Origin of the sequence: Rhodococcus sp. PD04, assembly GCF_035918275.1 — a bacterium.
Lineage (GTDB): Bacteria > Actinomycetota > Actinomycetes > Mycobacteriales > Mycobacteriaceae > Rhodococcus > Rhodococcus rhodochrous.
The window spans coordinates 156,422-171,256 of the sequence record NZ_CP142144.1; the positions used below are offsets into that span (position 1 = coordinate 156,422).

At 63.0% G+C, this 14,835-nt stretch carries 13 protein-coding genes; 7 read left to right on the forward strand and 6 right to left on the reverse strand.

Annotated elements, in window-relative coordinates:
- From U9J23_RS25130 to U9J23_RS25155, 6 genes are all read left to right on the forward strand, one after another.
- The gene (locus tag U9J23_RS25130; protein ID WP_272268837.1) at positions 1-1,032 is read left to right on the forward strand and encodes an ABC transporter ATP-binding protein; all 1,032 of its coding nucleotides are present in this window, start codon (positions 1-3) and stop codon (positions 1,030-1,032) included.
- Positions 1,025-2,008 carry an ABC transporter ATP-binding protein gene (locus U9J23_RS25135; protein ID WP_326603123.1) on the forward strand — a complete coding sequence of 328 codons (984 nt, stop codon included), beginning with the start codon at positions 1,025-1,027 and terminating at the stop codon, positions 2,006-2,008. The genes U9J23_RS25130 and U9J23_RS25135 overlap by 8 nt, the downstream gene beginning before the upstream one ends.
- Complete coding sequence (locus tag U9J23_RS25140) at positions 2,005-3,573, forward strand: ABC transporter substrate-binding protein (RefSeq protein WP_272268839.1); 1,569 nt, start codon at positions 2,005-2,007, stop codon at positions 3,571-3,573. The genes U9J23_RS25135 and U9J23_RS25140 overlap by 4 nt, the downstream gene beginning before the upstream one ends.
- Positions 3,574-4,620: 1,047 nt before the next feature.
- Complete coding sequence (locus U9J23_RS25145) at positions 4,621-5,601, forward strand: ABC transporter substrate-binding protein (protein ID WP_442802295.1); 981 nt, start codon at positions 4,621-4,623, stop codon at positions 5,599-5,601.
- Complete coding sequence (locus tag U9J23_RS25150; protein WP_229583099.1) at positions 5,598-6,713, forward strand: FecCD family ABC transporter permease; 1,116 nt, start codon at positions 5,598-5,600, stop codon at positions 6,711-6,713. The genes U9J23_RS25145 and U9J23_RS25150 overlap by 4 nt, the downstream gene beginning before the upstream one ends.
- On the forward strand, positions 6,710-7,489 hold the full coding sequence (locus U9J23_RS25155) for an ABC transporter ATP-binding protein (protein ID WP_272268841.1): 780 nt from the start codon (positions 6,710-6,712) through the stop codon (positions 7,487-7,489). Before U9J23_RS25150 ends, U9J23_RS25155 begins: the two co-directional genes overlap by 4 nt.
- Positions 7,490-7,674: 185 nt before the next feature.
- Here the strand turns inward: U9J23_RS25155 and U9J23_RS25160 are convergent, their stop codons facing one another.
- The 6 genes from U9J23_RS25160 to U9J23_RS25190 form a co-directional block, all read right to left on the reverse strand.
- The gene (locus tag U9J23_RS25160) at positions 7,675-8,154 is read right to left on the reverse strand and encodes a carboxymuconolactone decarboxylase family protein (RefSeq protein ID WP_229581069.1); all 480 of its coding nucleotides are present in this window, start codon (positions 8,152-8,154) and stop codon (positions 7,675-7,677) included.
- Entirely contained in the window at positions 8,151-8,486 is a 336-nt protein-coding gene (locus tag U9J23_RS25165; RefSeq protein ID WP_120285133.1) for a GNAT family N-acetyltransferase, read from the reverse strand. The genes U9J23_RS25160 and U9J23_RS25165 overlap by 4 nt, the downstream gene beginning before the upstream one ends.
- Before the next feature lie 858 nt (positions 8,487-9,344).
- Entirely contained in the window at positions 9,345-9,623 is a 279-nt protein-coding gene (locus U9J23_RS25175; RefSeq protein ID WP_222430832.1) for a hypothetical protein, read from the reverse strand.
- Positions 9,624-9,907: 284 nt separating this feature from the next.
- Positions 9,908-10,264: a type II toxin-antitoxin system PemK/MazF family toxin gene (locus U9J23_RS25180; protein ID WP_145709041.1), complete on the reverse strand. Its 357-nt coding sequence runs from the start codon at positions 10,262-10,264 to the stop codon at positions 9,908-9,910.
- A complete protein-coding gene (locus U9J23_RS25185; RefSeq protein WP_145709042.1) occupies positions 10,261-10,476 on the reverse strand; it encodes a ribbon-helix-helix domain-containing protein in 216 nt (71 codons plus the stop codon). The genes U9J23_RS25180 and U9J23_RS25185 overlap by 4 nt, the downstream gene beginning before the upstream one ends.
- Positions 10,477-10,850: 374 nt before the next feature.
- Positions 10,851-11,207, reverse strand: a complete 357-nt coding sequence (locus U9J23_RS25190; RefSeq protein WP_272268904.1) for a hypothetical protein — start codon at positions 11,205-11,207, stop codon at positions 10,851-10,853.
- 1,744 nt (positions 11,208-12,951) lie between these two features.
- On the opposite strand from U9J23_RS25190, the gene dnaK reads away from it, so the two are divergent.
- Positions 12,952-14,832 (forward strand): molecular chaperone DnaK, encoded by a 1,881-nt coding sequence (gene dnaK, locus U9J23_RS25200; protein ID WP_145709043.1) that lies wholly within the window; start codon positions 12,952-12,954, stop codon positions 14,830-14,832.
- The last annotated feature ends 3 nt before the right edge of the window (positions 14,833-14,835 follow it).

A 14,835-nucleotide genomic window follows, 5' to 3' on the forward strand; every position in this document is an offset into this window, starting at 1 on the left:
ATGGACCGCACCGAACGCAGCGCACTACCGCCGGCCACCACCGAGACCCCGGCGCTCCACATTGACAATCTCAGCGTCGCGTTCAACGGCAATCCGCCGACCGTCGAAGACGTCACCTTGACCTTGATGCCCGGACACGTGCTTGCCGTCGTCGGCGAATCCGGTTGCGGCAAGAGCGTCACCTCGTTTGCGACCATGGGACTTCTCCCCGATAACGGCGAAATAGTCAGCGGCCGAGTCGAACTGTCAGGTCATGGCGATCTGACCACTCTCGGCAACAAGGAACTGCGCAAGATCCAAGGCGGTGAGATCGCCATGATCTTCCAAGAACCCATGACCTCTCTCAATCCGATGATGTCGGTCGGCAGCCAGGTCGCCGAGGCCATCCGAACGCACCGCGGAATTAGTCGCGCGGAAGCCAAAGAAGCCAGCATTTCGCTGCTCGACACCGTCGGCATCCGAAACGCAGCGCAGGTCTACACCTCCTACCCCCACGAACTCAGCGGAGGCATGCGCCAACGAGTCATGATCGCCATGGCCGTCTCCTGTCACCCCAAAGTGCTGATCGCCGACGAACCGACCACAGCACTCGACGTTTCCATCCAGGCACAGATTCTCGACCTGATCCGAAACCTCCAATCCCAGAACGGCATGGCCGTCCTCCTGATCACCCATGATCTCGGTGTCGTGGCCGAGATGGCGGACCGTGTGGCGGTCATGTACGCCGGGCAGGTCGTCGAAGAAACCGACGTGTTCACTCTGTTTCGTCAACCTCAGCATCCCTACACCCGCGCACTCCTGCACGCCCTGCCGAACCTCACCGGCCCACGTGACGACCTGCAAGTCATCCCGGGCAACGTTCCCAGCTCCGGCAACATGCCTGCCGGCTGTCGTTTCGCACCCCGATGCAACCAGGCGATACAGAAGTGCCACGACGAACCGCCCACGATCGTCACCCACACCGCAGGGTGGGCACGATGCTGGCTGCCCACCCCACAACTCGCACCGGTCGAGGTGGCCGCCCATGTCTGACCCCACACCGACACTTAACCCATCTCCCACATCTTCGAAGACACCCCATTCAGGCAGGCCCCTACTGCGAGTCAGCGGGCTGACAAAAAGCTTCGGCCTCCAGAAATCCCGCCGCCAACGCGATCCGAACACAGAACCCGACACACCTGCTGTCGACAATGTCTCATTCGACGTATGGCCCGGCGAAACACTCGGTCTGGTAGGCGAATCCGGATCGGGAAAGTCCACCACCGCCAACCTCATCCTCAGACTGCTCGAACCCACCTCAGGCGAGATCATCTTCAACGGGGAAGATATCCGCCGAGCAACACCCCGACGGATGCGGCACCTACGCAAAGACATTCAGGTCGTCTTCCAGGACCCCTTCGGCTCACTCAACCCCCGCATGCGCGTAGCCGACATCATCTCCGAACCGATTCGCACCCACAAGCTACTACCGAAGGACGCCCTCGAACCACGCGTCCGAGAACTACTCGAGATCGTGGGCCTCCACGGTGACCACCTGCACCGATACCCGCACGAATTCTCCGGTGGCCAACGACAACGAATTGCCATTGCCCGAGCACTTGCGTCCCGTCCACGCCTCATCGTGTGCGACGAAGCGGTATCCGCGCTCGACGTCTCGATCCAGGCGCAGATCCTCAACCTTCTCAAACAACTTCAACGCGAGTTCGATCTGACCTACCTGTTCATCGGGCACGGCCTGCCCGCGGTCCGTCACATCAGCGACCGAATAGCTGTGATGCACCGCGGCCGAATCGTCGAGATCGGCGACGCCGACCAAGTGATCACCGCACCCGAACACCCCTACACCCAAACCCTCCTAGCGGCCGTTCCCATCTCCTCACCCGAGATGCGCAAAACCCGCCGACCGACACCCGACTCGTCCGACGAGCCAGCAATACCGATTCCTCGACGGCACAACGCAGTGCCAGCTGCCCACGTACCCCCACCGAAAGCGAGACTCGCGCAATGACCCCACTCTCACGTCGACGTCCCCGCCGGACACATCTCGCTGCGGCAACGTTGCTGGTCACGGGGCTCGCAACAGCCGCCTGCTCGGCGCCCGGCGCCGGAGCCGACGCCTCCGAGGACAACTCCCTCGTGATCGCGATGGCCCAGGACATCGACACCGCCGACACTCACAACACCACTGCCATCTCGACCGAAGCAGTGATGGTGAACCTGCAGAGCTATCTGCTCAAGCGCGACGAACAAGGCACACCACAACCCCACCTTGCTACGTCGTTCGAAAGCACCGACGACTTCACCTGGCGCTTCGAACTCCGCGACGGCGTCACCTTCCACAACGGCGAACCGCTCACAGCCGACGACGTGAAGTTCACCCTCGAACGCGTCGCCCTCGACAACACCCTGATCCAACACACCAACTACAAGACCATCCAGGAGGTGCGGGTCATCGACGACACCACCTTCGACATCATCACCAACGTCCCCGACCCCGCCTTGCCCTACCGACTCGCCCGGGAAGGCGCAGGTATCTTCCCCCAGGACTACATCACCGAACAGGGATGGGACGCGTACGAGCAACACCCCATCGGTAGTGGACCGTACGAGTTCGTGGAGTGGGTGAAGGGAGACCACTTCACACTCCAGAGGTACGAGGACTACTTCGAGGGCGCAGATTCCGACTGGGAGACCGTGGAGTTCCGCACCGTATCCGAACCCTCGACCCGCATCGGCGAGCTCCTGGCAGGCTCGGTTGACATCGCCGACCAGATCCCCGTCGTGGACCGGGATCGAGTGGAGAGCAACGACGGAACCCACCTCGTCAGCTCCGACAGCACGACCGTCCGGATGCTCTACGTCAACCAGAACGATCAGTTCAAGACCTCTGATCCTCGCGTCGTACAGGCGATCGACTACGCCATCGACAACGAGCAGCTCTCCGAGATCTTCACCGGCGGGATGGCGACGCCGGTGCGAAGCCGAGTCGTCCCTGGCGCCTTCGGCCACGAACCGTCGCTGTACGACACCTACCGCTATGACCCGGCCAAGGCACGAGAGCTCCTGCAGGAGGCTGGCTACGGAGACGGTGAACTCGAAATCACCCTCACGTCCTCGCAGGGCCGCACCGCCGGCGATGCCGACACCGCACAAACTATCCAGGGAATGCTCGAAGCCGTTGGCATCAAGGTGAACATCGAGCTCCTCGAAGCCAGTACGTACGTCGACACGAGGACAACCGGCAAGAACAAGGAACTGCTCTTCACCGGCTGGAACAACACCCTGTTCGACGCCTCGCTCCCCCTCTCTCACTTCCGATCCACTTACGCGCCCAACAGCTTCGGGTACAACAACCCTGAGGTGGACCGACTCCTCGACGCAGCAGCAATCAACCTCAACGAAGAAGAACGAGCAACGCAGTATCAGCAAGTCCAGAAGATCGTCGCGGAGGAGATGCCCTACATCTACCTCTACCAGGACGTCGCCGTCTACGGAGCAAACGACTCGATTGCCTTCGAACCGAGGATGGACGACATGTACTACGTGCAGAACATCGAACTGTCAACGGACTAGGGCAGCGGATGTACCGCACCCTCACCGGGCCACCTTCCCTATCGCAGGGAAGGTGGCCCGCCACATTACGCACGGGTGATGTGGCGGCATCCGAGTGCTCGAAGCCTTCTGCCAGAACAGCGGCTCCATCGAACCTGGTACGAGGACTCTCGTCGCGGCACCCTCTGTTAGCAGTGGTGTACAGCCTGGTACCGAAGGTCAGTAGGAGGTGCAGTCATCGGTGCCGATGCGGTGAACGTAGATAAGATTCGTCGCTCCGGCCATATTCGGGTGCACGCCGACGACGATGACGACGAGATCACCGCGCCCATAGTGGTGAGTCACACCAGTGCGATGTCGACCTGACAGATCTTGTCGTCGGTGGTGTACACACCTACCGAGGAGAAAGCCTCGGGACCCCCGGTCAAGGCCAGCTGATTGCACCCCTCGGGCATTGGCGTGAAGGCCAACAGCGGTAGCGAAGCGACAGACGGGAGAGGCAACCGCATGCAGTACCCCTTGCCGTCCATCATCGCTACCTCATTACGGTGCACACGAATGTCCGGCCCACCTGCTTGCCCCGCAGCGGCAACGTGCCCTTACGAATCCATCGATAACCGCCTATCGATGGATTTGGTGCAGGTCCGCCTCGGCGCATCGGCGAACGGCCGGTGGTACCCGCCCCAGTGTTTCTCCGATCAGGGAGACCGACCTCAGCCTGAGACACGTGCCACCGCGTCTATTTTGACCCCGAACAAGGGTGGTCTCACATTCTCGAACCGGCCATGTGCATAATGACGCGAACGTTGCTGACACCCAACGCAGGGGAAGTCCGGTCGAAGTCCGGCGCTGACCCGCAACGGTAGACCGTCGATCTCGGCGGTGAGCCCGAATACCTGCCTGGGGGTCTGCGACTCCGATACATCGCCGTGGTCTGCGAGACGGAGTCCAGCAGGGCAGTTCGTGCACCCTTCGGTGCCTGCTGTCGTGGTGGGTCCCGGTTGGCAGACCACCCCGAGCAGAGCACGAGGTGTCATGTTCGTCCACCACCGCCCGTTCCGACGCCACATGATCGCGTTCACATCGATGGCGACCGCAGCTCTGGTGCTGGTCGGTTGTTCCCGTGGAACGGGCATGACGGAGGTCGAAGCCGCCGAATCGTTCGCCGAACCGGTGACCGTCACGAACTGCGAGCGCACTGCCACCTTCGATACCCCGCCGCAGCGCATCATTTCGATGAACGACCACGTCACCGAAACACTGATCCAGATGGGCGTCGGTGACCGCATTGTCGGTATGGGTTACGGCGAACAACTCGATCCTTTACCCGAGACCGTAGAGCAGTACCGCACCATCCCGTCGCTCGCACAGGAGTATCCCACCTCCGAACAGATCCTCGACCTCGAACCCGACCTCGTCGTCGGCGGTATGCGAAGCGCATTCGACGACAAGCAGGGCCGCGACCGCGACACCCTCAAGGCTGCCGGAATAGCGACCTTCCTGTTCTCCGAGTACTGCGGCCAAGGGTTTTCGGACCTCAAGCTGCTCGAGAACGACTTCACGCAGCTCGGAACGATCCTCGGCGTCGAGGAGGCGGCAGCGGAACTGACCGGGCGGATCACCTCCGGCCTCGAAGACAATCGAGCCCGCCTCGAAGCCGCCGGGGTGCAACCGATCCGAGCCTTCTTCTACGACTCCGGCGAAGCAGAACCCCTCTCCGTCGGCGGGGTCGGCATCGGAAATCTCATCGGTGAGTACGCGGGCCTCGAGAACATCACGGCCGACGGACCCAAGCCCTACTTCGCGACCAGTTGGGAAGTCGTCGGCGAACGCCGACCCGAAGCAATCGTGGTACTCGACTACGGATCCACCAGCGCCACCGACAAGATCGCGTTCCTGCAGAATCATCCCGTCATGGCGACCACCCCCGCCGTCCGAGACAACCGCTTCGTCGTCGTCCCACTCGACAACTTCTTCGAAAGCTCCCGCATGGTCAACTCCGTCGAAACCATCGCGCAAGCATTCCATCCAGAAGCCTTCGTCGAATGAGCACGGTCGCCGAAGCGTCTCTTCGTGTATCGCCGACCTCGGACGACAACGCGCAGAAGAGCAATCACCACCGGTCACTGGGAGCGGTACTGACGCTGCTCGCCACAACCCTCGTTCTCGTGATCGTCGTGGCGGTCTCGCTGGGCACGATCACCATTCCGCCCGGCGACGTGTGGGCCATCGTCGCCCACCGCATCTCCCCCGTCTCCCTCGAGGCGGTGTGGGGTCGTCCGTGGTGGAGCGCCACCCGGGAAGCGATCGTCTTCGAGTCCCGACTACCTCGCGCTCTGACCGCCGCAATCGTGGGCGCCGCGTTGGCCGTCGCGGGGGTTGTCGCGCAGGCAGTGACCCGCAATCCCCTTGCCGACCCCTACCTTCTCGGAGTGTCCTCGGGTGCCGGTTTCGGAGTCGCCACCGTCACCGTCCTCGGATTCGGTGCCGGCACCGTCGGAATCGTCACTCTGCCGGTCGCCGCCTTCCTCGGAGCCCTCATACCGCTTGCCGTCACCATCGTGGTGAGCATGCGGGCGAATTCGGTGACCGCGATCGTTCTCGTCGGGGTCGCATTGTCGATGGTGTTCTCCTCCCTCGTCACCTTCGTCCTGCTCGTCCTCGGCGACGTGCATCAGCTCGGCACCGTGATGCAATGGCTCGCAGGCGGCTTCGGCGACGCCCGATGGACGTCCCTGATCGCGCCCACCCTGGTTCTCCTTGTTGTCGGAACCGCTGTCGTACTGTGCAGTCGCCAACTCAATCTGCTACTCACCGGCGACGACGGAGCCACCGCGCTCGGCATGAACGTTCCGCGATTCCGGGTCTTGATCCTGCTCGCCGTGTCCCTACTCGCCGCCGCAGCCGTCGCAGTATCGGGCACGATCGGATTCGTAGGTCTGCTCGTCCCCCATCTGGCCGCTTTTCTCGTCGGCCGCAACGCGGCGCGCCTCGTCCCCACCGCCGCTCTACTCGGGGCGGTCGCGCTCGTACTCGCCGACATCCTCGCTCGATCTTTGAGCAACACCACCGAACTACCGATCGGGGTCATCACCGGACTCATTGGAGGACCGATCTTCATCGCCATGCTGTGGCGACGTTACCGTCAGGGCGGCCGATGACCCGGCTCCGCGCCTGCGGGGTGCAGGCGCGGCTCGGAGAGCGCACCGTTCTTCATGGCGCCGATCTCGAGGTCGTACCGGGCGAAGTCCTCGCGCTGGTCGGACCGAACGGCAGCGGTAAGACCACCCTGCTGCGCACCTGCTATCGCGCCCTGTCAGTGACGGACGGAGCGATCCTGCTCGACGACGAGAACATCCGCGACCTGCGCCGACGTCAGGTGGCACGCACCATTGGGGTCAGTACACAGGAACCCGTGGCCTTCGGTGGTGTCACCGTTCGTGAATCCGTGCGGCTCGGTCGCTCCGCCCGGCGCGGCTGGCTCGAGCCCTTCCGCATAGAAGACGAGGACGTGGTCGCGCGTGTACTCGATCAGGTCTCTCTGTCCTCGAATGCCGACCGTGACGTCACAGAGCTGTCCGGCGGCGAGCGTCAGCGCGTGTCGATCGCCCGTGCTCTCGCACAGGACCCGCAGGTACTGCTCCTCGATGAACCGACCAACCACCTCGACCTACGTCATCAACTCGGCGTACTCGAACTCCTACGCGCACTTGCTGCCGACGGCCTCGCGGTGCTCGTCACCCTGCACGACCTACGCCTCGCGGCCGAATACTGCGACCGCATAGCGGTACTCGACGCCGGCCAAGTGATCGATGCCGGCGTACCCGAGCACGTCCTGACCCCCGAACTACTCGACGCCGTCTTCGGTGTGCGCGGACGCATTCGCACCGATGAGGGGCGACGCACTCTCGATCTGTACGGACTCATTGAGGACTGACTGCGGCCCGAGAAATAGATCTTCGTCGGATTGATCATCCCGCGCGGCACCCGCAGCCGGGCCTGCTCGACCGGAAATGCGAGGTCGCTGCCGTTGCTGATCACCACTGCCGTGGCATCCGGTGGTGCCGTGCCGGTATCGGGATATTTATGCGCTTGGATGTCGAATGAAATTCCGGGTGTCAGCTAGGTGTCCGAGGTGCAGCGACGGACACGGTGCCGGCTGAGGATCGAGATGCGGTTGAACGCGTTCATCGCGATGGCCACCCACACGATCGCCGAGAGCTGGTCGTCGGTGAGGTGGGCGCGGGCGTCGGCGTAGTCGCGATCCTGGAGGTCGGGTGTCGGCAGAGTCGTCACCATTTCGGCGAGGGTCAGCGCGGCGCGCTCGCGGTCGGTGAACAGCTCGGTCTCCCGCCAGGCGGGCAGGACAGCGAGGCGCTGCGGTGATTCCCCACCGGCGAGGGCGTCGCGAGTGTGCACGTCGAGGCAGTAGGCGCAGCCGTTGATCTGGGAGATGCGGATGTTGACCAATTCGACGAGTGTGCGGTCGAGTCCCGCATGGGCGACTGCGTCGCGGACGGCGACCGCGACGGCGACCTGCGCGCGGTAGACGGGGCGGGTCTGCTTATCGATCGAGACGCGGGTGGGTGTGGCTGTGGTCATTGCCGGGCCTCCGGCCAGTCGACGAGATGGTCGTAGTTGTGGTGTGTACGCAGGTATTTCGCAACGTAGGGGCATACCGGGACGATGCGATCGCCGGCGGCAGCGACGTCGTCGAGCGCGAATTCCACGAGTCGGCCGGCAAGACCGAGTCCGCCGTAGGCAGGGTCGACCTCGGTATGGACGAACACTCGCCGGGAGTCGCTGCCGCTGCGGGTGCGGTATTGGGTGAAGCCGATGACGGTGTCGCCGTCGCGGAGTTCGTAGCGGTGCCGGTCGGGGGCGTGGGCGACGGTGATGTTCGCAAGGCGGGGGTCGGGAGCGTCGGTGCTCATCTCGTGCCCTTCCTGGAGAGAACGTATGCGACTCACTCTAACAGAAGTAATTGACTACGCAACTATCTAGTTGCAGGGCTGTCCACACCGAGATCGGGCGTGCCGGAGAGTCTCACGCCCCCCGGGGAGTGAATTCCGGCCCTACGGCAGCAAGCGCCCGCGCACCCCGGGCGCCCGGCAGGAAGCTGCGCAGAAACCGGGAGCCCGGAACTCGCAGACACGCAAGCGATTCAGCCCTGGGTGGCGACGCGCGCACATTGACCCCTTCCACTTAGATGGCAGTCAACAATTTCGGCGCTACGGTCCAATCGTTGCTCAGTCAACCACTTGCCCCGAGGAATTTCATGACCACCGCACTCGCCCCTGAGCGCAGGCAAAGGGGGAAGACTCCACCGAATCGGTCGAGCCGACCCGCTCCGGTCTTCCGCCGATCCGCCCAACGAGGACTCATGACCAAAACGTTCGAGCTGGCGAGCCGACTGACCATGAGTTTCTTTGTCGGTACTCCGAACGCCAGAGCGATCTCTTCGGCGTCCTGCTGGAGCAATCCTCTGTACAGGACTGAGAGCTGGCCCCGCTCGAGAATCTCGGTAAGCGCCCCGACCGGCATCCGGTCGTCATATTCCTCCCGAAAATGAACAACGAATCACTCGTCGGAGTGTGCTCGCCGCTCATCGACTCGTTGCAGCCATGTCGCATAAGAGCTGGGTGTCGGCTCTCCGGAGGCAGGATCGGTATCTTCGCTCGTGAACGATTCTGTGAAGCTGCCCGGGTCTGCATGCGCGAAGGGTGAAGTGCGGCCGAGCACGTAACCGATCTGCATCCGTACCGCGACCTCGATGCATTCGAGGCCGTCCATCACGAGCATGCGCAGTGCCGGTCCAAGTCGATGATCGACTGCGCATGGTGCAGGGCGGCGCCTGGTCTGTAACCGCTGAACACACGCATACGTGTACGACCATCGCCGCTCAGGTACGACTCGGACTTCCGAAACGGGTAGAGGTAGCCGGTGAGCCGGTAGCAGCCCACCGCCTGCAGAAGTGCAGCCGCACGGTCTCGATCGCCCACCTCGACTCCGCCGCTCGCCAACTGCTCGACCTGCTGCTCGAGAGATAGCCAGGGCTTCGTGCACTCCACCGTGAGGTTCCTATAACGGAAAATCAGCCCGCGCCTTGCGGCAACGGGCTGATCATGATGTCAATGATGCTAATACAAAGGTCGTTCGTAGCCACCCGTGGAGGCAGGCGTGACCGCGCATGATCGAACAGGCCGCTCTGCTGATCACCATTTGACAGTTGCCACATCGGAGCGATGTCCCGCGACGAACTTCTGGACACCTTCGACGACCTGACCACGATGCCGCGAAGGTGCAACGGGTGCGCGATCTGGTGAAACCCTCAGACCGACAGCAGGGACGCGATTCAGCGCAGATCGAGATGCAACCGCAGAGCTTCATCAAGCGCGGCAAGCGTTCTCGTCGAGAGCTTCCCGACCGGGTCTGAGTCGAGACGACGCACCGAGACCGAACGAACCTGCTCCGCTTGAGCCTTCGACTCACGCGGCATGCCCGATTCGTCAGGTTCGACGAGAACCTGAAACGCGAACGCATGCGCCGTGTTACTCGTCAACGGCACCACGGTGACCACCCCCCGGCCGAGTCGCTCAGCCGTCGCATTGGCGCGATCATTACTCACCACAACGGCGGGTCGACGCTTGGCCGCTTCACTCCCCTGCGCCGGATCAAGATCGACCCAGTGCACATGGCCCCGGCGGATCATTCGCTATCAGCCGAAGTGACGTCCCAGTCGTCATCCTCGGCACCACCTTCGACGAAAGCAGTCGCATAATCGCGCTCGAGTCCCACCTCCCGGAGCATCCGAAGCGCGGCGCGAATCCCAGCCGACCGGCCGCCCAAACCGTGGTCGCGAACGTACGCGTCGAGGACGCGAGCGTCTTCGTCCGGCAAACTGATGGTGAACCTCGTCGTCATACTCTAATCATACTTCAGTATGAACAGGCACCAAGAGCCGGAAACCACCGTCAGCATCGCAATCGGCCCCACCACGATGCGCACATGCCCCAGCATGTCGAACCAGTCCTCATGCAGCGAAAACTCACCGCACGGACGCCTAACACACACCCAGGCAAACCCGCCACGGGCGAGAATCTCTCGCGAAAGGGGCCGGATTGCCCCTGGCAGGCCCCGCTCAGGGACACTCATCACTTCGACAGGACGCCGATGGTCGGTCGTGACAGGAGCAGCGCGCGCAACTCGATCGGGCGTTCATCGCACGACCTGGTAGATCGGGCCGTCAAGGAGAGGCGCTGCCGCCGCCTCCAAGCACCCCGGCCGGCGGCACACGATCACCCTCCGCGCCACCGAGCACACATCAACGGCGGACGGATAACGCGACGGGAGCATCGACCCTCTACCCCCAGCAAAGGAGAGCCCGCCATGAACTTCGCACCGAACGGATCGCTGACCTCCGCGGCCCGCCCGTACGGCATATCCATCGGATCGTCCGCGCTACCCCCGCCGCCCGGGCCCGCGGCGACAACCGCGTCGGCACCGACGACCTGGAGGATCGTGCCCCAGGACGACGCCGAGGCGGACGGGCCGCCGACGCTGCCGTCGATCTCCTGCCCATCCGGCCTGCACAGAAAGGTAAAGTCCACACCGGGCAGGTCGTCATTCCTGTCCCGGATGACGTCGAAGACCACCGCGCAGAACCGACGGCACCACCGACAAGCTCGGACGTAAAATCCTGGAACAATTCGCTCCCAACAGACTCGACGAACAAACGCCCGAAATCGTGCAACAGCGAACCGCGACAAAGGATGGCACGTAATCGGCGGAGCCGATTCGGCCATCGCCGACCACGCCGACTCCGCGATAGCCGTCGCGAGCGGACAGATCGGTACCCGTGGGAAATACTCCCGGACCAATCCGTTTGCGTTCTCGTTCCTGCCACGCAACCACGGCAAGCCCGGATACGCGAAGTAGACGTCTTCGGCGAAAGATGGCCGAACAGATCATGGCACGCCATCTCCGTGCCCTGGCCCACGTCACAGCCCAGCGCGCACGGCCGAGAATGTGCTTCGAAGAACGAACCGACCGCCTCGACAAACCTTCGACGCAGCGCCCGCCCGGCAGAAGCAGCAGCGGGACACAACGGCTGCACCCCTCGACGAACATGTCGATCAAGGGATTGCCGACCATCCGACGATCACATTCCCCTCAAACGCCTGCCCTACAGCGGACTCGACCACAGCGAGACGCGCATCGACAGCCTGAGACGGGGTGATGATCCGGACCGAATCCGGCGCTCCTCGGCTCTCTGTCGGCGACGCCGCAGCGGACGTCAGATGCGAATCTTGGCAATCAACTTGCGGCACAACCACTTATCGGCCACCGTTGCACAGCGCCTAATAGATGATTTCGCGCGACACACATCCCCGGCGTGACCGAAAGTAAGCGCCTCATGGCGCGTGCGAGCGCCGAATCGCATCATAGCCACCGCGGTCATACTGAAAGATGTTGCGCTACAGTTCACAACCGCCCGCTGATGCCAATCGACCCAAACACCGTCCAGCAGCACCCATTACCGAATCTCACACTCGACTCACGTTTTGTTCTCTTCGTCCCATTCGCACACTCCTCTCCAATCAGCAGGGTTACGACCAATACTTGAACCCGCTGCGCCGGTTTCCACATTCCATGACGGCAGGCACCGTTCTGGGCGGATACTGAGAAAGTGCCCCGGACCGAGGTAGAGGCCAGGTACGTGCAGGACTCACGCAACCCTGACGCGGCAATCCTCCCTGCCGCCGAACCGCATCGGATGACACTGGGACTGCCCATACGCACAACCCCCAGGCATCCGCGGCAGCGGCACCACACGGGGATATTCTGGCCGGCCACCCATCAGGCAGGGAGGTGATGCCAGAGTCCAGCGGCGGGACTACCACGGTACGTCCGCACCGATCTGCCCCTCAAAAATAGTAACGTTCGCCAACTTCGCCGAAACTGAAAACGCCTTCGACGACCTCTCCGGCCAACATTTCGCAGTAGGCAAACTAGCCATCGTGCGCCGGGACATCGAGCCGGTCGAATAGGTCATCGGCACACTGAATCACCGCTGGGCCGCGTCGCGCGGCGCCGCGGGCGCGTCGACAGCTACACCAATAGGCTGGATCTTCGGATTACTCCACCGAGGCCGGCCGCCGCGCACAGGCCTCGATCTCACCTTCTACGCGCCGATCTTCGATGCCGTTGTCGGCGCTCTGTTCGGCCTGCTCATGCACGCATCACAGGGCAGGGCAGCCAGCGCGACTTCACCCCGTTCCCAGTCCTTACAACCATGTCCCTACACAACCACGGCACTCCGAAGTCCTCGCCGACGTCGAAGTCGCGGACCAAGCCGTCCGCCGACTCACCGGCCGGACCAATCGAAAGGAATGAATCATGGCAACTGCGGTAGGCATCGACTTAGGCACCACCAACTCGGTCATCGCAAGCTGGCAAGGCGGCGAACCAGTGGTGATCTCCAATGTCGAGGGTGCGCGGACGACGCCGTCGGTGGTGGCATTCACCGATAGCGGCGAGCGCCTGGTGGGTCAGCTGGCCCGACGACAGGCGATCCTGAACCCGAAGGGCACGATCTACTCGGCGAAACGCTTCATCGGACGTCATTACGACGAGATCTCCGAGGAGGCCAAAGCGGTCAGCTTCGACGTCGTACCGGGCGACAACGGTGAGGCACGATTCGACGTGCGAGGTAAGAAGTACGCACCAGAGGAGATCAGTGCCCTGGTGCTGCGCAAACTCGTCGACGACGCCAGCAAGTTCCTCGGCGAGAAGGTCAAGGAAGCGGTCATCACCGTTCCGGCCTACTTCAACGACGCGCAGCGCAACGCCACCAAGGACGCCGGCCGGATCGCCGGCCTCGAGGTCCTGCGGATCATCAATGAGCCGACCGCGGCGGCATTGGCGTACGGCATGGACAAACAGACCCACGAGACCGTACTGGTCTTCGACCTCGGCGGCGGCACCTTCGATGTGAGCCTGCTCGATGTCGGCGAGGGAGTAGTCGAGGTTCGCTCGACGGCCGGCGACTCCCACCTCGGCGGAGACGACTTCGACCGGCGCCTGGTGGATTACCTCGCCGACGAATTCCAGAGCGCGGAGAACATCGATCTGCGCAAGGATCCACAAGCGCTGCAACGACTCTTCGAGGCGGCAGAAAAGGCCAAGGTCGAGTTGTCCTCGGTAACTCAAGCCCAGGTCAACCTGCCCTTCGTCACCGCAGACGCGAACGGCCCCAAACACCTCACCACCACGATCATGCGATCGAAGTTCGAGGATCTGACGGCAGATCTGGTGGAACGCTGCCTCGGTCCGGTAAAGCAGGCAATGAGTGACGCCAAGATCACCGCCAACGACATCCACGAGGTGATCCTGGTCGGTGGTTCGACACGCATTCCGGCGGTACAGGCACTCGTTCGCCGGCTCACCGGCGGTAAGGACCCCCACATGGGCGTCAACCCGGACGAGGTCGTGGCGCTCGGTGCCGCAGTCCAGGCAGGCGTGCTCAAAGGTGAGGTCTCCGACGTGCTGTTGCTCGACGTCACCCCACTGTCCCTCGGCGTCGAGACGCAGGGCGGGGTAATGACCAAGATCATCGAGCGCAACACGACGATCCCCGCCCGGCGCAGTGAAGTGTTCTCCACAGCGGAAGACAATCAGTCCGCTGTGGACGTCGTAGTCCTGCAGGGCGAACGCGAACGCGCCGCCGATAACCGGGTGCTGGGCCGGTTCCGGCTGGAAGACATCCGACCTGCGCCACGCGGCGAGGCGCAGGTCGAAGTCACATTCGATATCGATGCCAATGGCATTCTCAACGTCACCGCCCGTGACAAAGACACCGGCAAGGAGCAGAGCATCACGATCAGCGAACAGGGCAACCTCGACCAGAGCGAGGTCGAGCGCATGCTCGCCGAGGCCGAACGGAACCGGCGTGAGGACGAGGAGCTGCGCAAGGCGGTCGACGCACGTAACGCCCTTGATTCGGTTGCCTACCAGGTGGAACGGCGACTCGCCGAATTGGGTGACAGTGCGCCACCGCACGAAAAAGCGCGTGCCGAGATGTTGATCGCCGACGCGAGGAAGGCTGTAAAAGACGGTGCTCCACCCTCGGAGGTAGAGCCACTGACCTCGGAGCTGCAGCAGTTGCTCTACGGGCTTGCAGCGGTTCAAAACGGCGGCGACGGATACCAGGCCGGCGGAAGAGACGCTGCGTCGTCGGATGACGACGACGTGATCGACGCCGAATTCGATCGGAGCTGAGGC